18 protein-coding genes are annotated in these 22,072 nt (G+C 40.6%); 5 read left to right on the plus strand and 13 right to left on the minus strand.

The window, feature by feature from the left end; genetic code table 11:
- Positions 1-35: 35 nt before the first annotated feature.
- The 7 genes from holA to ACTH6U_RS16910 all read right to left on the minus strand — a co-directional run bounded on the left by holA (position 36) and on the right by ACTH6U_RS16910 (position 7,651).
- Positions 36-1,070, minus strand: coding sequence for a DNA polymerase III subunit delta (gene holA / locus ACTH6U_RS16880; protein ID WP_294105020.1), 1,035 nt, complete (start codon positions 1,068-1,070; stop codon positions 36-38).
- Positions 1,070-1,609 (minus strand): LPS assembly lipoprotein LptE, encoded by a 540-nt coding sequence (gene lptE / locus ACTH6U_RS16885; protein WP_294105018.1) that lies wholly within the window; start codon positions 1,607-1,609, stop codon positions 1,070-1,072. The genes holA and lptE overlap by 1 nt, the downstream gene beginning before the upstream one ends.
- 12 nt (positions 1,610-1,621) lie before the next feature.
- Positions 1,622-4,204: a leucine--tRNA ligase gene (leuS, locus tag ACTH6U_RS16890; RefSeq protein WP_336429689.1), complete on the minus strand. Its 2,583-nt coding sequence runs from the start codon at positions 4,202-4,204 to the stop codon at positions 1,622-1,624.
- Between the two features lie 297 nt (positions 4,205-4,501).
- Positions 4,502-5,227: an amino acid ABC transporter ATP-binding protein gene (locus tag ACTH6U_RS16895; RefSeq protein ID WP_294105015.1), complete on the minus strand. Its 726-nt coding sequence runs from the start codon at positions 5,225-5,227 to the stop codon at positions 4,502-4,504.
- A complete protein-coding gene (gltK, locus tag ACTH6U_RS16900) occupies positions 5,224-5,901 on the minus strand; it encodes a glutamate/aspartate ABC transporter permease GltK (protein WP_336429712.1) in 678 nt (225 codons plus the stop codon). The genes ACTH6U_RS16895 and gltK overlap by 4 nt, the downstream gene beginning before the upstream one ends.
- A gap of 4 nt (positions 5,902-5,905) precedes the next feature.
- Positions 5,906-6,646, minus strand: coding sequence for an amino acid ABC transporter permease (locus ACTH6U_RS16905; protein ID WP_441832687.1), 741 nt, complete (start codon positions 6,644-6,646; stop codon positions 5,906-5,908).
- A 111-nt stretch (positions 6,647-6,757) separates the two neighbouring features.
- On the minus strand, positions 6,758-7,651 hold the full coding sequence (locus ACTH6U_RS16910; RefSeq protein WP_434719595.1) for an amino acid ABC transporter substrate-binding protein: 894 nt from the start codon (positions 7,649-7,651) through the stop codon (positions 6,758-6,760).
- A gap of 559 nt (positions 7,652-8,210) precedes the next feature.
- On the opposite strand from ACTH6U_RS16910, the gene ACTH6U_RS16915 reads away from it, so the two are divergent.
- The 4 genes from ACTH6U_RS16915 (at position 8,211) to ACTH6U_RS16930 (ending at position 12,515) form a co-directional block, all read left to right on the plus strand.
- Positions 8,211-8,606, plus strand: a complete 396-nt coding sequence (locus tag ACTH6U_RS16915) for a metal resistance protein (RefSeq protein WP_441832688.1) — start codon at positions 8,211-8,213, stop codon at positions 8,604-8,606.
- 47 nt (positions 8,607-8,653) lie between these two features.
- Entirely contained in the window at positions 8,654-10,729 is a 2,076-nt protein-coding gene (locus tag ACTH6U_RS16920; RefSeq protein ID WP_441832689.1) for a protein-disulfide reductase DsbD family protein, read from the plus strand.
- Positions 10,726-11,454 carry a DsbA family protein gene (locus ACTH6U_RS16925; RefSeq protein ID WP_294105010.1) on the plus strand — a complete coding sequence of 243 codons (729 nt, stop codon included), beginning with the start codon at positions 10,726-10,728 and terminating at the stop codon, positions 11,452-11,454. Before ACTH6U_RS16920 ends, ACTH6U_RS16925 begins: the two co-directional genes overlap by 4 nt.
- 560 nt (positions 11,455-12,014) lie before the next feature.
- The gene (locus tag ACTH6U_RS16930; protein ID WP_294105084.1) at positions 12,015-12,515 is read left to right on the plus strand and encodes a protein disulfide oxidoreductase; all 501 of its coding nucleotides are present in this window, start codon (positions 12,015-12,017) and stop codon (positions 12,513-12,515) included.
- A 156-nt stretch (positions 12,516-12,671) separates the two neighbouring features.
- Here ACTH6U_RS16930 and lnt read toward each other — a convergent pair whose 3' ends face one another.
- The 5 genes from lnt to miaB all read right to left on the minus strand — a co-directional run bounded on the left by lnt (position 12,672) and on the right by miaB (position 18,440).
- Positions 12,672-14,204 carry an apolipoprotein N-acyltransferase gene (lnt, locus tag ACTH6U_RS16935; RefSeq protein ID WP_441832690.1) on the minus strand — a complete coding sequence of 511 codons (1,533 nt, stop codon included), beginning with the start codon at positions 14,202-14,204 and terminating at the stop codon, positions 12,672-12,674.
- Positions 14,204-15,088 (minus strand): CNNM family magnesium/cobalt transport protein CorC, encoded by an 885-nt coding sequence (corC, locus tag ACTH6U_RS16940; RefSeq protein WP_441832694.1) that lies wholly within the window; start codon positions 15,086-15,088, stop codon positions 14,204-14,206. Before corC ends, lnt begins: the two co-directional genes overlap by 1 nt.
- A gap of 371 nt (positions 15,089-15,459) precedes the next feature.
- Positions 15,460-15,927 carry an rRNA maturation RNase YbeY gene (gene ybeY, locus ACTH6U_RS16945; protein WP_441832691.1) on the minus strand — a complete coding sequence of 156 codons (468 nt, stop codon included), beginning with the start codon at positions 15,925-15,927 and terminating at the stop codon, positions 15,460-15,462.
- The gene (locus tag ACTH6U_RS16950; RefSeq protein ID WP_294105082.1) at positions 15,928-16,923 is read right to left on the minus strand and encodes a PhoH family protein; all 996 of its coding nucleotides are present in this window, start codon (positions 16,921-16,923) and stop codon (positions 15,928-15,930) included.
- A gap of 86 nt (positions 16,924-17,009) precedes the next feature.
- Positions 17,010-18,440 carry a tRNA (N6-isopentenyl adenosine(37)-C2)-methylthiotransferase MiaB gene (miaB, locus tag ACTH6U_RS16955; RefSeq protein ID WP_441832692.1) on the minus strand — a complete coding sequence of 477 codons (1,431 nt, stop codon included), beginning with the start codon at positions 18,438-18,440 and terminating at the stop codon, positions 17,010-17,012.
- Between the two features lie 411 nt (positions 18,441-18,851).
- On the opposite strand from miaB, the gene ubiF reads away from it, so the two are divergent.
- Positions 18,852-20,039, plus strand: a complete 1,188-nt coding sequence (ubiF, locus tag ACTH6U_RS16960; protein ID WP_441832695.1) for a 3-demethoxyubiquinol 3-hydroxylase — start codon at positions 18,852-18,854, stop codon at positions 20,037-20,039.
- A gap of 61 nt (positions 20,040-20,100) precedes the next feature.
- Here ubiF and ACTH6U_RS16965 read toward each other — a convergent pair whose 3' ends face one another.
- The gene (locus ACTH6U_RS16965) at positions 20,101-21,456 is read right to left on the minus strand and encodes a dicarboxylate/amino acid:cation symporter (RefSeq protein ID WP_441832693.1); all 1,356 of its coding nucleotides are present in this window, start codon (positions 21,454-21,456) and stop codon (positions 20,101-20,103) included.
- Between the last annotated feature and the right edge of the window lie 616 nt (positions 21,457-22,072).

Raw genomic sequence — 22,072 nt, forward strand, 5'->3', positions numbered from 1 at the left:
TCTGTAGATTATGAAAGTGTACGAGTTATGACAGCTTATAAATTATGAATGAAGTTTTCTGCCAGTGCTTTGCCGCATAATAACATGGATAAAGTCTGAAGGTCGGGCCATGCAGAATGGCTGAAATCTTGTTTGATATGTATTTCAGCTTGGGTGAGTAATTTTAATGCTGATTGTAATTGTTGCAAACTCAAACGTTGCAATGCTTCGCCTAATAGCCCACGACGGTTTTGCCAGACCTTGTGTTGATCAAACAAGGTTTTTAGCGGCGTGACCTTTGATTGACGTTTTAAGGTAATCAGTAATAGTAGTTCACGTTGAATAGAACGAAGAAGAATGACAGGCTCGACATCTTCTTGTCGAAGTTGTTCTAAAATGTGCCATGAACGACGAGATTTTCCGGCTAGCAGTGCATCAACCCAATGGAATGGAGTAAAATGAGCGGAGTCATTGACTGCATTTTCAACGCGGGGATAGGTTAATTTACCATCGGGGTAAAGTAATGATAACCGTTCGAGTGCTTGAGCTAGCCCGAGTAGATTGCCTTCGTAGCAATAACATAATAGTTGATTTGCTTCAGTATCTATTGTTAGTTGCATACTGTAAGCACGCTTAGATACCCACTGAGGTAGCCGTTGATATTCAGGTGTTAAACAACTGATATAAATACTATCTTGGCTAATGGCTTTAAACCAAGCACTATTTTCTTGTGCTTTAGTGAGTTTATGACCACGTAAGATTAACAGCAAATCAGGGTGAAGTAGCTGAGCTAATTGAATTAGCTTTTCCGCCATCGCTGCATTAGCCCCATTTTCAGGTAAAAACAAAGTGAGTGTTTGACGGCTAGCGAATAAGCTAAGTGCCTGACAGAGGCTAAAAATCTCATCCCAGTCAGTATTTTGCTCTAATGAAAAGACAAAATGTTCTTCAAAGCCTTGTAGTTGTGCCGCTTTACGAATGGCATCTTGGCTTTCTTGAATAAGAAGGGGCTCATTGCCCCAAATTAAATAGCGGCCTCTAAGAGACTCTTGCAACGAAGAGGCCAGCTGTTCAGGATAAATACGCGTCATTATGGTGTAGAAACTGGCTCAGCAGCTTTGGCTTTCGTTTTTTCAAGCTCGGCCGTATGAACAACCAACAATTTACGGACTAAGATACGTGCGGCTTGTTGCTGCATTTCTTGTTTAACCAATTCATTTTCAGCATCTTTTGCAAGCGCTTCTAATGGGTTATCAAAGAAGGTTCGTTCAACCTGACTTTGTATCGGATAAATTGAGCCATCTGGCATTAATACTTGCGCATTCATGACAAAAGTCAGTTGTTTCTCCGCAGCCTTACCATCTTGATAAATCGACACTGTTTCTGTTTTTTCAGATGACGTTGTAATTTTCAAAATAGGTACACTTGCACTACCATTTTCAAGGATTGTGACGTTATTTAGTCTAAGTTGTTCCCTTAATGCTCTGGTGAGATAGCTATAAGGATCATTTGAACTCAGTTGTAGCGTTTTCAATTCTTCAGGAATTTGCGTAGTCCCTTGTAGACGAAAACCACAACCTGCGGTGACTAGCACCGACAGGCTTAATAGTAAAGTTATCAGATAACGCACCTGGCCTCCTTATCAGCCAACAACTAAGTTCAGTAATTTACCTGGAACATAAATAACTTTGCGAATATTAACGCCTTCGAGGTATTTTGTAACGCTGGCCTCTTGTGATGCCATTTCAAGAACGAAATCTTGATTAGCATCTGCAGGGACAGTGATACGGCCGCGAACTTTACCATTAACTTGGACAACAACCAGTTTGGTGTCATCAATCATGGCTTTTTCATCGGCAATAGGCCACTGAGCAAAATCAATATCTTCATTATGACCAAGTGCTTGCCACATTTCGAAACAAGCGTGTGGGATAATTGGTGATAGCATTAATGTAATTGCTTCAAGTGATTCTTGGATCAGGGCGCGATCTTGCTCTGTTTCTTGAGGTGCACGGACTAATTTATTCATGAATTCCATGACAGCAGCAATCGCAGTGTTAAATGCATAGCGGCGACCCACATCGTCAGTCACTTTAGCGATAGTTTTATGTAGGTCACGACGTAAATCTTTTTGTTCAGCTGTCAATGTACTGATATCTAAAGGTTGTGTTGTACCTTTTTGTGAATGTTCATGAACTAGGCGCCAGACACGACGCACAAAGCGGTTTGCACCTTCAACGCTCGATTCTTGCCACTCAAGGGTTAATTCAGGTGGAGCTGCGAACATCATAAATAAGCGAACAGTATCAGCACCGTATTTTTCAACCATCAACTGTGGGTCAATACCATTGTTTTTAGATTTAGACATTTTGCTCATACCGGTATAAACCAGTTCATGGCCTTCACTGTCTACTGCCTTAATAACACGATTTTTTTCATCACGTTCAACGATAGCATCTGCCGGTGAAATCCAAACTCGATGACCATCACTGCCGGTATAGTAGAATGCATCCGCAAGTACCATGCCTTGACACAGTAAGCGTTTTGCTGGCTCATCAGAGTTAACTAAACCTGCATCACGCATTAATTTGTGGAAGAAACGGAAATACATTAAGTGCATGATAGCGTGTTCGATGCCACCAATATACTGATCTACTGGCAGCCAGTAGTTTGCAGCCGCAGGATCTAACATGCCTTCTTGATGTTGTGGACAAGTATAACGTGCATAGTACCAAGATGATTCCATGAAGGTATCAAAGGTATCTGTTTCACGTAGAGCCGGTTGTCCGTTAATCGTGGTTTTTGCCCACTCAGGATCGGCTTTAATTGGGCTAGTAATGCCGTTCATGGTGACATCTTCAGGCAGAATAACCGGAAGTTGGTCTTCTGGAACTGGAACGACAGTGCCGTCTTCCAATGTTGCCATTGGAATTGGTGCGCCCCAATAACGTTGACGTGAAACGCCCCAATCACGTAAGCGATAGTTAACTTTACGTTTGCCAACACCAATAGCGACCAGTTTATCGGCAATTGCATTAAAGCCCGCTTCATTGCTTAGTCCGCTAAACTCACCTGAATTGATCAGGGAATTTTTTTCTGTCATTGCTTCTTGTGACAAGTCAGGCTCATTGCCATTTGCATCCGCAATAACGCCTTTAATTGGCAGATTATATTTATGCGCAAATTCCCAGTCACGTTGGTCGTGAGCAGGAACTGCCATTACTGCTCCAGTGCCGTATTCCATTAAGACAAAGTTTGCGACCCAGATTGGGAGTTTTTCTTGTGTTAATGGGTGGATAACATAAAGACCAGTCGCCATGCCTTTTTTATCCATCGTTGCCATTTCTGCTTCGGCAGTTTTGGTATTACGGCATTCATCAATAAATTTAGCAAGTTCAGGATTGTTAGCTGCACCTTCTTGTGCCAGAGGGTGGCCTGCGGCAACAGCAACATAAGTTGCGCCCATAAAGGTATCTGGACGAGTGGTATAAACGGTTAAAGTTTCATCACGATCAGCAACATTAAAGGTAATGTCAGTTCCTTCAGAACGACCAATCCAGTTGCGTTGCATCGTCTTAACTTGTTCAGGCCAATCTTCCAGTTTATCCAGATCGTTAAGTAGCTCTTCCGCATAATCGGTGATTTTAATGAACCACTGCGGAATTTCTTTACGCTCAACAGGGGTATCACAGCGCCAGCAGCAGCCGTCAACCACTTGTTCATTCGCTAAGACGGTCAGGTCGTGTGGACACCAGTTAACCGCTGAGGTTTTTTTATAAACTAAGCCTTTTTCATATAGTTTAGTAAAGAACCATTGTTCCCAGCGATAATACTCAGGTGTACAAGTCGTGACTTCACGGCTCCAATCATAACCAAAGCCCAACATTTTCAGTTGGCCTTTCATGTAATCGATATTGGCATAAGTCCAAGGTGCTGGTGCCGTGTTATTTTTAACTGCGGCGCCTTCAGCAGGCAGGCCAAATGCATCCCAACCAATAGGTTGAAGTACATTTTTGCCTAACATTCGTTGGTAGCGAGAGATAACATCACCAATGGTGTAGTTACGCACATGGCCCATGTGTAGTCGGCCAGAAGGGTAAGGTAGCATGGACAGGCAGTAGTATTTCTCTTTGCTGTTGTCTTCAGTCACTTTAAATGTTTCTTTTTTATCCCAGTGACTCTGTACTTTAGGCTCTATATCTTCTGGACGATATTGTTCTTGCATGGCACCGATAATCCTATGGCGAGTAAAGGCTACAACAAAAGTAGCGTTAATTTCTTTTCTATGAATGAGATCGCTATAGCATAACGGATCATGCCCAATAACAACAAGCCTTAAGCAACGTTGCCTGTCATATTTTAATTATTGAATTATCTATTTATCATTTTATGGTCTAAACGACACAGTACTATAAATGTTAGATGATAGGGGGACGGATTGATATTATAGGCTTTTATGTTGTAGTGGTGTTTAAATAAACACCACTACAATGAATAATAATTAATTATAGTTAAAGATTAATTAATGCAAAATTTTAGCAAGGAAATCTTTGGCGCGGTCCGTTTTTGGATTAGCAAAAAAGTCTTCTTTTTTACTGTCTTCAACAATTTTGCCTTCATCCATAAAGATAACGCGATTAGCGACTTTTTTAGCGAAGCCCATTTCGTGAGTAACCACCATCATGGTCATTCCTTCATTCGCTAGCTCAACCATTACATCGAGTACTTCGTTGATCATTTCTGGATCAAGTGCCGAAGTTGGCTCATCAAATAGCATTGCAATAGGGTCCATGCACAGAGCACGAGCAATGGCGACACGTTGCTGCTGACCACCGGATAATTGTGAAGGGAATTTATTTGCATGGCTTGATAAGCCTACTCGCTCAAGTAGCTTTAACGCTTTTACTTCCGCTTCTTTTTTATTTCGATTTAACACCTTAACTTGTGCCAGTGTTAAATTTTCAATAATAGATAGGTGCGGAAAAAGTTCAAAGTGTTGGAATACCATGCCGACTTTAGAGCGAAGTTTTGCAAGGTCAGTCTTCTTACTATTGACTTGAATGTCATTAACAAAGATTTCACCCTGTTGAATAGGTTCTAAACCATTCACTGTTTTTATTAATGTGGATTTACCAGAACCAGATGGGCCACAAACAACCACAACTTCGCCTTTTTTGACTTCAGTTGTGCAATCAGTGAGCACCTGAAATTGGCCATACCATTTGGATACATTTTTCAGGGTTATCATGAAACAGTCCTTTTCTTAAGATAATTCACTAACATGGAAGCGCCAAAACTGAAAATAAAGTACACCAGACCCGCAAATAATACCATCTCTACCTGTGTCCCATCACGCTCACCTATATTGGTAGCGGTGCGGAAGAAATCAGTCAAACTCAATACATAGACGAGTGATGAATCCTGAAACAACACAATGCCTTGAGTTAGTAGTAACGGTACCATGGCTTTAAATGCCTGAGGTAACACAATCAGCCTCATGGTTTGCATATGTGTCATACCAAGTGCGAGTGCTGCTGAAGCTTGCCCTCTAGAGATACTTTGAATACCTGCACGAATAATTTCGGAGTAATAGGCAGCTTCAAAAAGGGAAAAGGCTATCATTGCTGAAATTAAACGAATATCATTTTTTGGAGATAAGCCTAGAACATTTTGTAATAAGGTAGGCACGATTAAATAAAACCATAGCAATACCATGACAAGAGGGATTGATCGGAAAGTGTTTACATACAGCGCTGCAAACCAACGAATAGGGGCAAAACGAGATAGTCTCATTACTGCAAGTACAGTTCCCCATAAAATCCCTACTACGATTGCAGTTATAGTAATTTTGGCAGTTACAATGAAGCCATCAATCAAAAATGGCATACTTGGTGCTATTGAGCTCCAATCAAAATCATAAATCATCTTATCGCCCTCCTAGTGTGCCAGGTAAGCGAACTTTACGCTCAAGCAAAGTCATTAAAATCATAATGACAACGTTGATACCGACATAACCTAATGTAATTGCAGTGAATGATTCCCATGCATGAGCGGAGTAATCAAGCAATTTTCCTGCTTGCGCAGCCATATCCACTAATCCAATTGTTGATGCAATGGCTGAGTTTTTGACTAAATTCAGCATTTCAGATGTCATAGGTGGCAAAATAACCCGATAGGCATTTGGCAGTAATACATAGCGATAAGTTTGAGGTAATGTTAACCCCATCGCTAAAGCTGCGCTTTTTTGCCCTCTAGGTAGAGATTGAATAGCGGCACTGACTTGCTCGGTCATTCGAGCAGCGGTGAACAAGCCAAGGCATAGCATGGATGAGAGGAAAAACTGGTAATTCGGGTCTAATTCCATCTTAAACCAATCGCCAATAGATTTTGGTAAAAGCTCAGGAACCACTAAGTACCAAGTAAAGAATTGAACGATTAACGGGACATTACGGAATAGTTCAACGTAGGCGGTGCCTAAGAAAGATAAAAAGCGATTAGGTACGGTACGTAAAATACCAAAGAAAGAGCCGACTAAAAACGCAATAATCCATGCGCAAATAGAAAGCGTAACAGTAACTTCAAAGCCAGATATTAGCCACCCTAAGTAGGTGGTATTCCCAAACGGGGCTTCCTGTAGGAAAATCCCCCAATTCCAATCGATAGACATAATCTCACTTCCTGTGGGCAATTAGATTGTCCCGAATACTGTGAAGAGGATGCAAGGCGGGAACGACCGCCTTGCAACTCTTACTTCAGTAACACCCTGTTTGTCTTTTTATTAGTTTAATGCTTTGTCATTTGGTGATTTGAATAGCGCTTTCATTTCATCAGACAAGGTAAATTTCAAATTAAGATTTTTAGGTGGAATTGGTTGGTTAAACCAACGGTCAAAGGATTTTTCTGCTGTACCTGATGTTTGAGCTTTTGCAATAGTTTCATCGATAAGCGCTTTGAATTGCGGGTCGTCTTTACGCAACATACAGCCATAAGCTTCTTCTGTTTGCGGTTTGCCTACAATTTCCCACATTTCAGGTTTTTTCGCTTTAGCGCGCTCACCTGCAAGAAGTGCGTCATCCATCATAAATGCAACAGCACGACCTGATTCTAAAGTACGGAATGAATCGCCATGATCTTTCGCACTGATAATGCGCATTTTCATGTTCTTTTCATCGTTGAGTTGATTAAGCAGAATTTCAGAAGTGGTTCCTGAGGTAACAACTACATTTTTTCCAGCTAAATCAGCAAAGTCTTTAACACCAGAGTCATTTTTTGTTAGTAAGCGAGTACCTACTACAAATATGGTATTAGAGAATGCGGCTTGTTTTTGTCTCTCTAAGTTGTTTGTGGTTGAGCCACACTCGAAGTCAAAAGTTCCATTTTGAAGCAAAGGAATTCGATTTTGTGAGGTAATAGGAATAAGTTTGACGTCTAAGTCAGGCATGTTGAGTTTCTTTTTCACAGCATCAACGATTTCGTTTGAGTAATCCTGTGAATAACCGACAACTTTTTGGCTGTTATCGTAGTAAGAGAACGGAACTGATGACTCACGATGACCAACAACAATCACGCCATTGTCTTTAATTTTTTTCAAAGTACCGTTTAATTCGTCTGCTTGAACTGCGCAGGTAGCACCCAAAATCATCATTGATAATACAAGCTTACTTATACGCATAATTACTGCTCCTTTAGAACATCGGTGTATAACTGTTATATTTCAATTTGTAGCCTTTGGGGCCGCAATTTGAATTATTTTGGCTTTGCTATGTTGTGTTTGCTGATGTTTCGCAGATTTATAAATACTGCAGTCATCGGCTATATGTTTTATTATTGTTAAAAAGTAATTAAATTTGTTAAATAATGAAAATGAATTGTTTCAAATTCGGGAGCCATCTCGCATATTATTTGGGCAGTTTTTGAATTACTGCACTAATATGGTGAGTAAGTGCCTTAAATTGATAGTCATGCACTGACAAAGTGCAAATTATCCTCACTTTTTGTTTTCTAATGTTCATGTTGCAATTACTGTGCCTAAATTTAGATAAAGATAGGAATAAAACTAAATAAAAATAAGGCGTATTTGTAAAGTTAGATGATGCCACTTGTGCATGGTGTTTTGCTGTGTAAGATGTAGCCTGTATTTAGCTTATAGATAAGTAACTTGCATAGATTGATGATTTGAAATAAAAAGCAACGAATGATTGTAATTTCAGGAAAGTAAATAGAAAAAACGCATGAACAGACATTTTAAATTAGGCAATGGATTAGTATTACTCGCCTGTCTGATGGTATTGGTTTGCATGAATCAACGAGCCGTCGGAGAACGTCTGTTCGCCTATTTTTTTGTAACAACGCCTGTTGTGCAAATGTCATCGACTGCTGAATCTTCTTTTTCCTATACTGAACAACAAAGTCAAAGTGACTCAAATCTTTCAACCTGTGAGCTCAGCGCTAAATCATTAATGACATTGATACCTGCGGTCATTGAACCTTTTTTCTTTGTGTTTCTTTCTTTGGCTGCATTAGCTATTTTTTGCACTAACCTATTTATACATAGAGCAAATCGTGAAGAGAAACATGCCCCTCCCAGAGTCCGGCGCCACTTACAGTTTTGTAATCTTCGGAATTAAAAAACCACGATTTTTAATTGGGTGGTATCATTTATTCTGGAGGAAACATGCGTTTTTTGATTAATACGTTATTTATTTTATTTGCTATTTTTTCGAGTGGCTTACACGCTGCCGATACGGGCTGGTTACAACCTGCAAATACAGGTTGGATGACCGAGAATAGCCCAAGGCATGTGGACGTTCGCTTGCTAAGCTCGACACAAGAAAATGGCAAGATTGATATATTATTGGATGTAAAGTTAGAAGAGGGTTGGAAGACCTATTGGCGCTCACCGGGAGAAGGGGGCGTTGCACCTGAAATTAAGTGGACATCACCTGTTAGCTCGGTAGATTGGCAATGGCCAGCACCGGGGCGCTTTGATGTTGCTGGTGTATCAACACAAGGCTACATGGGGGATATCGTCTTTCCCATTACCGTCACCAGTGACGAAAAGCTCGACAAGTTGTCAGGCATTTTAACACTGTCGACTTGCAGTAATGTCTGTATTTTGACCGACTATCCATTTGAACTCGATTTAACCGAACCCGTCTCTGCTGATTTTACTTGGGCTTTCAATCAAGCCAAAGGTGGCGTACCGCCAACCAGTGGCCTTGTTGAACAAGTGTTAGCTGGGTTTTCGGGCAATAAGTTAATTGTTGAATTACAAAAGAGTACTGATGCTGAGTGGGGAAAACCCAATATTTTCACTGATGTTATTGACGGGGCAGCGCTTGGCGTACCCAAAATTAAAATATCAGGAAATAGTTTAATCGCATCAATAGAAGTGAATGATGATTGGGGTGGTGAATCGCCTAATTTAATCGGTAAAGATATCTCTTTTGTTGTCACTGATGGTGATGTTTCTCAACAAATTATCGCCAAAGTTACACCTTATACTGGCTCAGGTATATCAGAGGGTGGGACATCTATTCCACTGTGGCAGATAATCGTATTTGCAATACTCGGTGGGCTTATTTTAAACCTGATGCCTTGCGTTTTACCTGTTCTCGCCATGAAACTTGGTTCTGTCTTGATGGTGCCTCAAGGTGAGCAAAAAACGATTCGTCGTCAATTCTTATTATCTTCATCCGGAATTCTTGTTTCTTTCTGGTTACTTGCTCTGTTAATGACGCTATTGAGAGTCGGTCAACAAGCGGTTGGTTGGGGAATTCAATTTCAAAACCCGTGGTTTATTGGATTTATGGTGTTAGTTACTGCACTCTTTACCGCTAATCTATTTGGCTTATTTGAAATTAATCTCGGAAGTAAGACGAATACGCGTTTAGCTACCGCGGGTGGTCATGGTAATAGAGGGCATTTCTGGCAAGGCGTTTTTGCGACCTTACTGGCAACACCGTGCTCAGCACCTTTTTTGGGAACGGCGGTAGCATTCGCACTTGCGGCACCAATGAGTGAGCTATGGCTAATATTTACCGCTCTCGGGTTAGGGATGAGTTTACCTTGGTTATTGATAGCTGCTTTTCCTGCTATTGCAAAACTGTTACCAAAGCCTGGTGCTTGGATGAGTAAGCTACGCGCTGTACTTGGTATGATGATGTTGATATCAAGTTTATGGTTAATAAGCTTACTAATTCCTCATTTTGGTGCAACTTATACACTTGTTATCGCGATTGCCTTTTTAGTTTTATTAATCATATTTATCGCAAAAAATAATGGATTACGTAAAGCTATCCTTCCGTTCATTGTATTTGCATTGCTTGCGAGTGGTTTTAGCTGGATGGTCCTTGAGCAAAAAAGTGGAAGTCAGTCTATGGTTAAAGACAGTGTTAACTGGCAGCCATTAACTGAGCAAGCGATTGTGCAAGCGTTGTCTGACAATAAGCGTGTATTTATTGATGTTACTGCTGATTGGTGCGTAACCTGTAAGGCAAATAAATATAATGTATTGCTAAGAGATGAAGTTCAGCAAGCATTGAGTGCGCCCGACATTGTTGCATTAAGAGGTGATTGGACTAAACCATCACCTGAAATTACTGCATTTTTACAAAAGCGTGGGCAAGTCGCGGTTCCATTTAATCAAATTTATGGCCCTAATTTGACAGAGGGAAAAATACTGTCAACGATACTTGATCGTGAATCATTATTATCAATTATGAAAGAGGCCAAAGGAGCCGAAAAATGAAAAAAACAATTTTAGCTGTTCTATTCTCATCGCTAATGCTAGGTGCAACCGCGCATGCGGCTCCATTAACGGCAGATCAAGAAGCACAAGTTCGTAAATTGGTTCGTGATACCTTAGTTGAAAATCCAGAGATCCTCGAAGAGGCAATAGCAGCGTTACAAGCTAAGCAAGGTGAAAAGCAACAAGCTCAAATGAAAACAACGCTCAAAGAAGAGCACAATGCGTTATTTAATGATCCAACAAGTCCACGAATTGGATCAAAGGATGCAAAGCTTGTTCTTGTTAACTTTACTGATTTTAACTGTCCATTCTGTAAGCGCTTTGATCCACAATTAATTGAGCTGGTGGAAAAGAATCCAGATGTTGCAGTGGTCATCAAATATTTGCCATTCAAAGGACAAACTTCTTTAGAGTCCTCTCAACTAGTAATGACCCTATGGCAAGAAAATCCAAAAGCGTTTGAAGCACTGCATCATAAGTTTATGCAAAAGCAAGGCATGCTAACGGATGCAAATATCAAAGAAGCGCTCAAAGCCACAGGCAATGAAAACCTCAAAGCTAGTGATAAGAGTCGTGAAGGCATTCGCAGTAATATGATGTTAGCAGAGAAACTAGGTGTAAACGGAACGCCAGCAACATTGGTGGGCGATGAGTTGATCCCCGGAGCGATTGATGCTCAGCAGTTTGAGAGCATAGTTAAGGAGCAGCTGGCTAAGCTCAAATAAATCCTCTTCATATTTCGAGCGGTAGGGGTGTTGGCTGCGTTTAACTAACCCTAGTCACATACTTATGTATGCTCCTAGGGCTTAGTTTCACTTGCCGCCTACCTACCACTCGAACTATTTAGAGAATTGAATCCTCGTCATATTTCGAGCGGTAGGGGTGTTGGCTGCGCTTAACTAACCCTAGTCACATACTTATGTATGCTCCTAGGGCTTAGTTTCACTTGCCGCCTACCTACCACTCGAACTATTTAGAGAATTGAATCCTCGTCATATTTCGAGCGGTAGGGGTGTTGGCTGCGCTTAACTAACCCTAGTCACATACTTATGTATGCTCCTAGGGCTTAGTTTTACTTGCCGCCTACCTACCACTCGAACTATTTAGAGGATAAATTTATAGAGAATCCTACAACTCTAATTATTTAGAGGATAAATCTTAGAGGGTTGGAGCTTCGTTGCATTTCAAATATTAGTACAATATTCAAACATTCATTTTTTGAGATGTTTGGCTTTAGTGTATCTATGATTTGAATAATTTAATTTATTAATGGTTAATTATTATGATGACTAGACTAAAAAAGTGGTCTAAAGAACTCATTGTTTTAGCAATTATTTTATTTGTTGTTTTTACAGTGATGGATCTTTGGCGTAAACCGCAAAGCCTAGCCCCTGCATTATTGGAATCGCAAACATTGGCGAGTGGTGAAACGGTTTCGTTGGCTGAACTGAGTAAAGAAAAACCTATTTTGGTTTATTTTTGGGCAACGTGGTGTGGAATTTGTAAAATTACCTCGCCGACGGTTTCCGATTTAGCTAAATCAGGAGTGCCCGTTATTTCTATTGCTATTCGTTCGGGGGAAACTTCACGATTATTGGCTGGAATGGAAAAAAAGGATTTAGTATTCCCCGTTATTAATGACATCAATGGACAGCTTGCTAATATTGTTGGTGTAAGTGCAACACCGACATTTATGATTATCGATAACGGTGAGCTAGTGAGTTTTACATCAGGTTGGACAAGCTCATTAGGACTTAGAGCTCGCATGTGGATTGCATCATTCTAAAATAAAAAGGTGAGCAATCTTATGGTTGGAGACCTTTTTGCATCAACTCAATGAATTCCCCCCAATAGTTGGATAATTAATTATTGGGGGTAATTCTATAATGCTAATTTAGGCTTTAATTTTATCTAACCAATTATCAATTAAATCAATTCTACACTAACGTTTTTGGCGTCGATTAAATGCAAAACCAATAATACCAAAAATAACAACTACTCCCCACATAGGGTAGTTACTCCAACGTGCATAAGGGGTTAGCCCCGTTGTTGGTGTAATTTCAGTGGCAAGTGTGGCGGCTTTAAACTGTGGCAGCATATCTTGAATTGTACCATCAGCACGAACTACTGCGGTTATGCCATTATTCGTTGAACGTAATAATGGACGACCAAGTTCTAGAGAGCGCATTCTCGCCATTTGAAAGTGTTGCCATGGACCGATTGATTGTCCAAACCACGCATCATTCGAAATTGTCAGTAAGTAATCGGTGTCGGGTTTAAAGTTATCTCTAACTTGGGAACCCAAAATAATTTCATAACAAATTGCGGCTGTCAGATGAATATTACCAACGGCTAGCTGAGCTTGCTCGTAATCACCGCGACTAAAACCTGACATTGGCAAGTTAAAGAAAGGCGCAATTGGTCTTAAAATATCCTCTAATGGTACAAACTCACCAAAAGGGACTAGGTGATGTTTGTTATAGCGATTTTTAGACGGATAGAGATACGGTTTCTTATCACCAAGTACAATGATAGTGTTATAAAATTCATACTCACCATCGATAGGCCTAGCATCGACGATCCCAGTAATTAATTGAGTATTCGATTCGAGTAGCAGCTTATCAAGAGATTTTAACCAAACTTGATTATCTAATTCGACAGAAGGTACTGCCGATTCAGGCCAAATAATTAATGACGCTTTACCAATATAAGGCCTAGAAAGTGCCATATAGGTATCTTTGGTCTGCTGCAAGAATCCGGCTTCCCACTTCATTGATTGGGGAATATTGCCTTGCACTAATGCAACTTGCATTTTGTTTGATTCAAGTGGGGTGAACCATTGAACATTTTTAATAAGTAGTGGCGCAAATAAGATTACTGCGGCTGCCGCGAGCGCGATAAACTTCTTACGAACAATGGCGAGAGCCAAAAGTCCGCTGATGCTAAATAACAGTAACGTCATCATTTCAACACCAAATATCGGTGCCAAACTTTTCATCGGTCCATCGATTTGACTATAACCAAATTGTAACCAAGGAAAACCGGTGAGAACCCAACCACGTAAAAATTCAGTTAATTGCCAAAGTGCGGGGGCAGCAAAGGCAAATCGCCAGATATTTGGGTTTGGTGATAAGCGAGCAAGTAATGCACCAAATAGCCCCGGATATAAAGCTAAATATGCCGCCAATAAGATAACGATAAATATATTGACGGCTTCAGGCATGCCACCAAAGTCAGCGATACTGACGTAAACCCAATTGACACCACTACCGAATAAACCAAATCCCCACGCAAATGCGATAGCAAAAGATTGCTTCGCATTTCTTTGTAACGTTAATAGTTGGAGAAATAAAATGGACAGAAGCGCAGCAGGCCAGAGATCAAAAGGCGAAAAAGCCAGTGTTCCACTGGCCCCGAATAATAAAGCCAGAAGCAGTCGTAACCACTGGCTTTGATAGATTGACGGTAAGTTCATTAAGCCTGTTCTTCTTCCAAAGTAGGAATTGGGGCATCGTCAGGAATTTTCACATGCAATAGGAGAATTCGACGACTGTCAGCCATGGCGACTTTAAACTGATAATTGCCGATCGTGATGCTTTCACCTCGAGAAGGTAAATGTCCGAATGCTTGCATCACCAAACCACCAACAGTATCAACCTCATCATCACTAAAATTAGTGCCGAAAGTGTCATTGAAGTCTTCAATTTGCGTTAAGGCGCGAACTGAATATGAATGTTGGCTTAATTGACGTACATCGACGTCACCTTGGTCATCATATTCATCTTCAATTTCACCCACGATTAATTCAAGAATATCTTCGATGGTGACTAAGCCAGACACACCACCAAACTCATCAATAACGATAGCCATGTGGTAGCGTTGAGAGCGAAATTCTTTGAGTAGACGGTCTACTCGTTTACTTTCAGGTACAACAACCGCTTGACGTAACACTTTATCAATACTGAAAGGTTCGGCGTCTGTACGCATAAATGGCAGTAAATCTTTTGCCATCAATAGCCCTTCAATATGATCTTTATCTTCACTGATCACCGGAAAGCGTGAGTGTGCGGAATCGATAATGACATCAAGGCACTCATCAAGTGTTTGATTACGTTTTAAGGTAACAATTTGGGAGCGCGGGATCATGATGTCGCGTACGCGTTGATCCGCAATATCCATCACACCTTCAAGCATTTCTCGGGTATCAGGATCGATTAAATCGTTTTGTTCAGAGTCGCGAATGAATTCGACTAAGTCATCACGATTTTTAGGTTCACCGTGGAAAAGGTGATTTAAAAGTGCAAAGAACCCTTTCTTAGGGCCAGGGTTATCGTTACTCGAAGAGTTATCGTCGCTCATGGCGGTTAATTTCTTATTCCTCAGTTTATACTCGTCATACTTCAAACTGTAGCGTTGTTGGCTACTCTCAGCTACCCGAATCACATATTTATATATGTTCATCGGGATATCTTCGCTTGCCGGCCTAGCTACAATTCGAATTATTTAGAGTATTGACTCGTCAACTTTCGAACTGTAGCGTTATTGGCTACTCTCAGCGTTTTTGCTGCGCTTAGATATATTATTGAAGTACTTAGAATATCGGTTAGTTAATAAAATAGTTTATATATACTTTTTAGCATAAAACTGACTGTTTATCATGAGAAATCCAGTCAGTTTTTTGTAAAAAAATGCTTTATTTTTAAAGCAGTTCTTGAAAAATTATAGTTAGATCATTCTTTTTCTGCAAGATAGGGGTCGGCATAGCCTAGTTCAGCGAGAATTTCAGTTTCTAATGTTTCCATTTCTTCTGCTTCATCATCTTCAATATGGTCATAGCCAAGTAAATGCAAACAACCATGCACCACCATATGAGCCCAATGCTCTTCGGTAGTTTTTTGTTGTTCCATTGCTTCTTTTTCAACGACCTGACGACAAATAATTAAATCACCTAATAAAGATAGCTCGATTTCAGGTGGTGCTTCAAAAGGAAATGAAAGCACATTTGTGGGCTTATCCATTCCTCGATATGTTAGATTTAAATGATGACTTTCTGCTTCATCAACTATGCGGATCGTAACTTCACTTTCTGCTTGAAATTTAGGCAAAACAGCTTCTAGCCAATGTTGAAACAAGGCTACGGAAGGTAAACCTTCCGCATCTTCACAAGCTATTTGTAAATCAAGAATAACGTTGCTCATTTAGTTAGTTTCCTGCCTTTCAAATTCTCTTTGTTCTTTTTCTTCTCTTAGCTGTTGACGGCGTTTATTGTCTTGTTCTTCCCATGCTTCATAGGCAATTACAACTTTCGCTACCACTGGATGGCGCACAACATCTTCACTATGGAAGAAATTAAAACTGAGGTCATCCACATCGGATAGCACTTCTATCGCGTGTTTTAGACCTGATTTACTGCCACGAGGTAAATCGACTTGTGTAATATCACCAGTAACAACCGCTTTTGAGTTAAAACCAATGCGGGTTAAAAACATTTTCATCTGTTCGATGGTGGTATTTTGGCTCTCATCTAAAATAATAAATGCATCATTGAGCGTACGACCACGCATATAAGCTAATGGCGCCACTTCGATAACATTGCGCTCGATGAGCTTTTCAACTTTTTCAAAACCAAGCATTTCAAACAGTGCATCGTAAAGTGGGCGCAAATAAGGGTCTACCTTTTGGCTTAAATCACCGGGTAGAAACCCGAGTTTCTCACCTGCTTCAACCGCTGGGCGGGTTAGCATAATACGACGTACTTCCTGACGCTCTAAAGCATCGACTGCTGCGGCAACTGCAAGGTAGGTTTTACCCGTTCCCGCAGGACCAATACCGAAAGTAATATCGTGATCCAAAATATTAGCAATATACTGCGCCTGATTTGGAGTGCGTGGCTTGATGACACCACGTTTGGTCTTAATGTTGACTGCTTTACCATAATCAGGAACGCTATCGGCAGATTGCTCTAGCACTCGGCTGTCGACTACTGCTAAATGAATATTTTCAGTGGTAATGTTTGGTGTCACACCACGAACGGGCGCGGTATCAACATAAAGTTGACGCAAAATCTTGCTCGCAGCTTGGATATTAAGCGGCTTACCTGATAATTTGAAACGATTATCACGGCGATTAATTTCGATTGCGAGGCGACGTTCAAGCTGCTTGATATTATCGTCAAATGGCCCGCAAAGGCTCATTAAACGTTGATTATCTGCGGGCTCTAAAAAAATTTCTTGTGTTGCGATTTGCAACGTTTTTTGATTGGTCACTGAGTATCCTATCATTAAGGCTGGTAGTTACTTACACCAAGCTCATCTTCTTTACGGGTACGTGCGATAACAGACGCCGGAGATTCTTGAGAGCGTAAATCCATCTCATCTTCTGTGCGGATAATTTTACCGCGTAGGGAGTTGGCAAAGGCATCGACAATCTCTACATCGACGAATTTACCTATCATATCCGGTGTGCCTTCAAAATTCACGACACGGCTGTTCTCGGTACGACCTGAGATTTCCATTACATTTTTACGTGAAATTCCTTCAACTAAAACACGTTGAACAGAACCTAGCATTGCACGGCTAAAGCTCAAGGCTTGCTGATTAATGCGAAGTTGTAGCAGATGTAAACGCTGTTTTTTCTCTTCTTCGCTGACGTCATCAGGTAAGTCAGCTGCTGGCGTACCCGGGCGAGGTGAGTAAACAAAGCTGAAACTCATGTCGAAATTAACGTCTGCAATCAGTTTCATGGTTTTTTCAAAATCTTCAGTGGTTTCGCCGGGGAAGCCAACAATGAAGTCAGAACTAATCAGAATACCTGGGCGTGCTTCACGTAATTTACGAATGATGGCTTTAAATTCTAGCGCGGTATGTGCCCGTTTCATCATCGTTAAAATACGATCTGAGCCACTTTGTACCGGAAGGTGTAAATAGCTGACAAGTTCTGGTGTGTCTCGGTAAACTTCAATAATATCGTCTGTAAATTCAATAGGATGGCTTGTCATAAAGCGGACACGGTCAATACCATCGATAGCGGCAACGAGACGTAGTAATTCTGCAAATGAGCAAATTTCACCGTCAAAAGTAGCACCGCGATAGGCATTTACATTTTGACCTAATAAATTGACTTCGCGTACGCCTTGCGCTGCTAATTGTGCAATTTCAAACAAAATATCATCACAAGGACGGCTGACTTCTTCACCACGAGTGTAAGGAACAACGCAGAATGTGCAGTATTTATTGCAGCCTTCCATAATGGAAACGTAGGCGGTTGGGCCATCTGCTTTAGGTTCAGGTAGATTGTCGAATTTTTCAATTTCAGGGAAACTGATATCAATAACAGGACTACGAGTACCTTGAACTTGATTAATCATTTCAGGTAAGCGGTGAAGTGTCTGTGGGCCAAAGACGATATCTACACTGGGCGCACGTTGGCGAATAAAATCACCTTCTTGTGATGCGACACAGCCGCCAACACCGATAATAATATCGGGGTTTTTATCTTTGAAAAACTTCCAGCGGCCTAATTGATGAAAAACTTTTTCCTGCGCTTTTTCACGGATAGAGCAGGTGTTTAGCAACAAAAGGTCAGCTTCTTCTGGAATATCAGTTAACTGATATCCGTGGGTATTTTCTAATAAAGAAACCATTTTGGATGAGTCATACTCATTCATCTGGCAACCCCAAGTTTTAATATATAACTTTTTATTCGTCGACATGTCGTGTATCCGGTGTTTTCGAAGTGGCAAGTAATGGACTCCGAAACGCGTTGTAAATCCAAAGTCCTACCCTATTATGAGAGCTTGTATGCATTTATTTCATATACCCGTCATACTTCGAGTTGTAGGGGTGTTATCATTAGATGGTGCCTACACGCATCTTGAATTATTTCGTGTATAGACATCATGAAATGATGATGTAAATGCAACATTTACCCTGTAATCGCATTGTCTAAATAATATCATTACGAGGTATTTAAGGGCAGGCTATTCGCCTATTGTTTTAAACATTGACGAGTATTGTATTCATTTGCGGCATCAGTGACTAGCGTTCAGGCGCAGATATTCCCTGTGAGGGGAACAATTTTTCGGTACACTACATAAATCAAACAGTTAACAGTAGCTAACATGATGAATAAATTAACAGAATTTTATGATGTTGTCGTTGTTGGCGCAGGAATGACCGGCGCAGCGGCAGCATTGGGTTTTGCCCAAGAAGGACTGCGAGTCGCTTTACTTGAAAAAGCAAAACCTGGCGCCTTTGATTCACAAAGTGCGCCAGATGTTCGTATCTCAGCTATCAGCAGCTCATCAGTTGAATTACTTAAACAATTAGGTGCATGGCAACATGTTGAGTCGATGCGCAGTGCGCCTTATCGAGCACTCGAAACATGGGAAGAGCCGGGCAGTAATGTGATTTTTGATGCTCAAAGTTTAGGGTTACCCGAACTGGGCTTTATGGTTGAAAATCGCGTTTTGCAATTAGCCTTGTGGCAGGAATGTGAAAAATATAGCAATCTCGAGATTATTTGCCCTGCTCAGTTGATTAACTTGTCTCAACCGAAAGGGCAAAAAGAGTGGATGGTTGAGCTTGATGATAATCGGGAGCTACAGACAAAATTAGTCGTCGGCGCAGATGGTGCTAACTCTCAGGTTCGTAAATTGGCGGGTATTGGTAGCCGTGGTTGGCAGTATCGTCAGTCGTGTATGTTAATTACGATACAAACGGCACAACCGCAGCAAGATAAAACGTGGCAGCAATTTTTCCCTTCAGGGCCAAGAGCATTTCTACCACTATATGATAATTGGGCCTCATTGGTCTGGTATGACAGTCCAGCGAAAATCAGAAGATTACAGGCAATGACCGTAGAACAACTCAATGACGCCGTGTGTGGTGCGTTTCCTGAGCGTTTAGGTCCTGTCTCTGTAATTGCCTCAGGCGCATTCCCATTAACACGCCATCATGCTAATCGCTATGTTATTGATGGATTAGCATTGATAGGCGATGCAGCGCATACCATTAATCCACTTGCAGGACAGGGGGTTAATCTTGGTTATCGTGATGTGGATGCACTTTTAAGTGTAGTAAGCCGTGCGCGAGAATATCTTGAGCCGTGGTCTAGTTTGGACGTTTTAAAACGTTATCAGCGTCGACGTTTACCGGATAATTTAGTCATGCAAGCAGGTATGGATATTTTCTATATGGCATTTAGTGAAAATATAGCGGGCTTGAAAATACTGAGAAACCTAGGATTGATGGCTGCGCAAAGAGCGGGCGAGGCAAAGAAACTTGCGCTGAAATATGCATTAGGTTTGTAGTTAATTGTTTTTTGATATAAAAAATAAGCCGCAATTGCGGCTTATTTTAGTTTAATAGATGTTATTTATTATTAGGAAGTTCAACAGTTGAAGTGTCTTTTACACTAGTACTGATGGTGCTTTCTTCAGTAAGAACTGAGTCGAGAGTTTCATTTTTAGCTGAAAATGCATGCGCTAATTTTTCAGTGTCTAACTCTTTTTCCCAACGAGCCACAACGATACACGCACAAGCGTTTCCGACTAAGTTGGTCAACGCACGACACTCAGACATGAAACGGTCGATACCGAGTATCAGCGCCATACCTGCAACTGGGATACTTGGCACAACCATCAATGTAGCGGCTAAGGTGATAAAACCTGCGCCGGTGACACCTGCTGCACCCTTAGAACTTATCATTGCAACCAGTAACAATGAAACTTGTTCCCAGATAGTGAGCTCGATATTAGTCGCTTGCGCAATAAAAAGCGCCGCCATGGTCATGTAGATATTGGTACCATCGAGGTTAAATGAATATCCGGTTGGTATCACTAATCCAACAACCGATTTCTCACAACCTGCGTGTTCCATTTTTCTCATCAGACTTGGTAATGCCGCTTCCGAAGAAGAAGTCCCTAGCACAAGCCACAATTCATCTTTGATATATTTAATCAAATCAATAATTGAGAAACCGTTGTATTTCGCGACAGCGCCAAGGACAACCAAAATAAATAATAAAGAAGTGATGTAGAAAGTCATGATCAGCATCATTAGGTTGCCGATGGATGAAATTCCATATTTACCGATAGTAAAGGCCATCGCACCAAATGCCCCAATAGGTGCTAGTTTCATCAACATCGCAACCATTTTGAAGACTGGCTCAGAGAAGTTTTGCAGCAGTTGGACGATTGGCTCTCCGTGCTTACCCGTAGCTGCTAACGCTAATCCAAAAATAACCGCAATAAATAGAACTTGTAAAATATTACCATTCACCAATGGGCTGATAACCGTATCAGGAATGATATTCATCAAAAAGCCCACAATGGATGATTCATGTGCTTTTGCTACATAGCCAGCAACCTTGCTGCTATCTAGCGTTGCGGGATCAATATTCAAACCTGAACCCGGTTGGATAATATTGGCAACGATAAGACCGATAACCAATGCAATCGTGGAGAAGGTAATGAAATAAAGCATTGATTTACCCGCAACGCTACCCACAGCCTTCATATTTGACATGCCTGATATGCCAGTAACAACAGTCAAAAAGATAACAGGTGCGATAATCATTTTAACGATTTTGATGAATGCATCACCAAGCGGTTTTAATGATTCTCCTATATCTGGGTAAAAGTGACCTAACGCGATACCCAGCGCGATGGCAACAATGACCTGCACATATAAGATTTTATATAATGGTTGTTTTATTATGTTTCGCATAAATTTTCTCTGTAAAAATATTGCGTGATGGCAATTTATAATTATTAGGTTTTTTAACTAATTTTAGCGCTTGAGATCTGATTTTAGGGAATGGAAGATTGGACAGAAATTTATAATGGTGAAAACGTTTTGGTTTTACTTACCACTAATCTTACCTAACTACAATTCGAGGGCAGATTACCATTTTAGCTCGTTAAATTGAAATGATTAAAGTCACATAATTGACAGAAAAGTTATGTAAAGGTAAATAATGTATGCGAAATGTTGATATGGAATGAAACAGGACGACAAAGGGCTAGCTAAATTATAATTGCAGTATTAAATAAAACAGATTATGAAAAGAGATTTACGCTATTTATATGAAATCAAATGATAAAAATATAAAAGATAGATCGAGTTGGGGATCAAACCTGAGAAAGGATATTAAATATTGAATGGTTAGGTTTCAACAAGCTAACGTTATGAATAATGAATTTGTGGTTAACGGTGTATGGAAAGGTTAGTTAGAAATATATTTTATAAATTTGGGTGTTTTTTTAAAAGGGGAATATGTTTAGAAGATGGCTGGGGTACCAGGATTCGAACCTGGGGATGCTAGGATCAAAACCTAGTGCCT

It is taken from the genome of Providencia sp., from assembly GCF_052096715.1.
In the GTDB taxonomy this organism is placed as follows: domain Bacteria; phylum Pseudomonadota; class Gammaproteobacteria; order Enterobacterales; family Enterobacteriaceae; genus Providencia.

What these genes read in the sequence shown, in the direction of transcription:
- ACTH6U_RS16920 (WP_441832689.1), top strand. Translation starts at nt 8,654, where the DNA reads ATGCGTTTTTTGATTAATACGTTATTTATTTTATTTGCTATTTTTTCG.
- ACTH6U_RS16965 (WP_441832693.1), bottom strand. Translation starts at nt 21,456, where the DNA reads ATGCGAAACATAATAAAACAACCATTATATAAAATCTTATATGTGCAG.
- miaB (WP_441832692.1), bottom strand. Translation starts at nt 18,440, where the DNA reads ATGTCGACGAATAAAAAGTTATATATTAAAACTTGGGGTTGCCAGATG.
- ybeY (WP_441832691.1), bottom strand. Translation starts at nt 15,927, where the DNA reads ATGAGCAACGTTATTCTTGATTTACAAATAGCTTGTGAAGATGCGGAA.
- lnt (WP_441832690.1), bottom strand. Translation starts at nt 14,204, where the DNA reads ATGAACTTACCGTCAATCTATCAAAGCCAGTGGTTACGACTGCTTCTG.
- ubiF (WP_441832695.1), top strand. Translation starts at nt 18,852, where the DNA reads ATGAATAAATTAACAGAATTTTATGATGTTGTCGTTGTTGGCGCAGGA.
- ACTH6U_RS16910 (WP_434719595.1), bottom strand. Translation starts at nt 7,651, where the DNA reads ATGCGTATAAGTAAGCTTGTATTATCAATGATGATTTTGGGTGCTACC.
- ACTH6U_RS16950 (WP_294105082.1), bottom strand. Translation starts at nt 16,923, where the DNA reads ATGAGCCTTTGCGGGCCATTTGACGATAATATCAAGCAGCTTGAACGT.
- ACTH6U_RS16925 (WP_294105010.1), top strand. Translation starts at nt 10,726, where the DNA reads ATGAAAAAAACAATTTTAGCTGTTCTATTCTCATCGCTAATGCTAGGT.
- corC (WP_441832694.1), bottom strand. Translation starts at nt 15,088, where the DNA reads ATGAGCGACGATAACTCTTCGAGTAACGATAACCCTGGCCCTAAGAAA.
- ACTH6U_RS16930 (WP_294105084.1), top strand. Translation starts at nt 12,015, where the DNA reads ATGACTAGACTAAAAAAGTGGTCTAAAGAACTCATTGTTTTAGCAATT.
- ACTH6U_RS16915 (WP_441832688.1), top strand. Translation starts at nt 8,211, where the DNA reads ATGAACAGACATTTTAAATTAGGCAATGGATTAGTATTACTCGCCTGT.
- leuS (WP_336429689.1), bottom strand. Translation starts at nt 4,204, where the DNA reads ATGCAAGAACAATATCGTCCAGAAGATATAGAGCCTAAAGTACAGAGT.
- ACTH6U_RS16895 (WP_294105015.1), bottom strand. Translation starts at nt 5,227, where the DNA reads ATGATAACCCTGAAAAATGTATCCAAATGGTATGGCCAATTTCAGGTG.
- holA (WP_294105020.1), bottom strand. Translation starts at nt 1,070, where the DNA reads ATGACGCGTATTTATCCTGAACAGCTGGCCTCTTCGTTGCAAGAGTCT.
- ACTH6U_RS16905 (WP_441832687.1), bottom strand. Translation starts at nt 6,646, where the DNA reads ATGTCTATCGATTGGAATTGGGGGATTTTCCTACAGGAAGCCCCGTTT.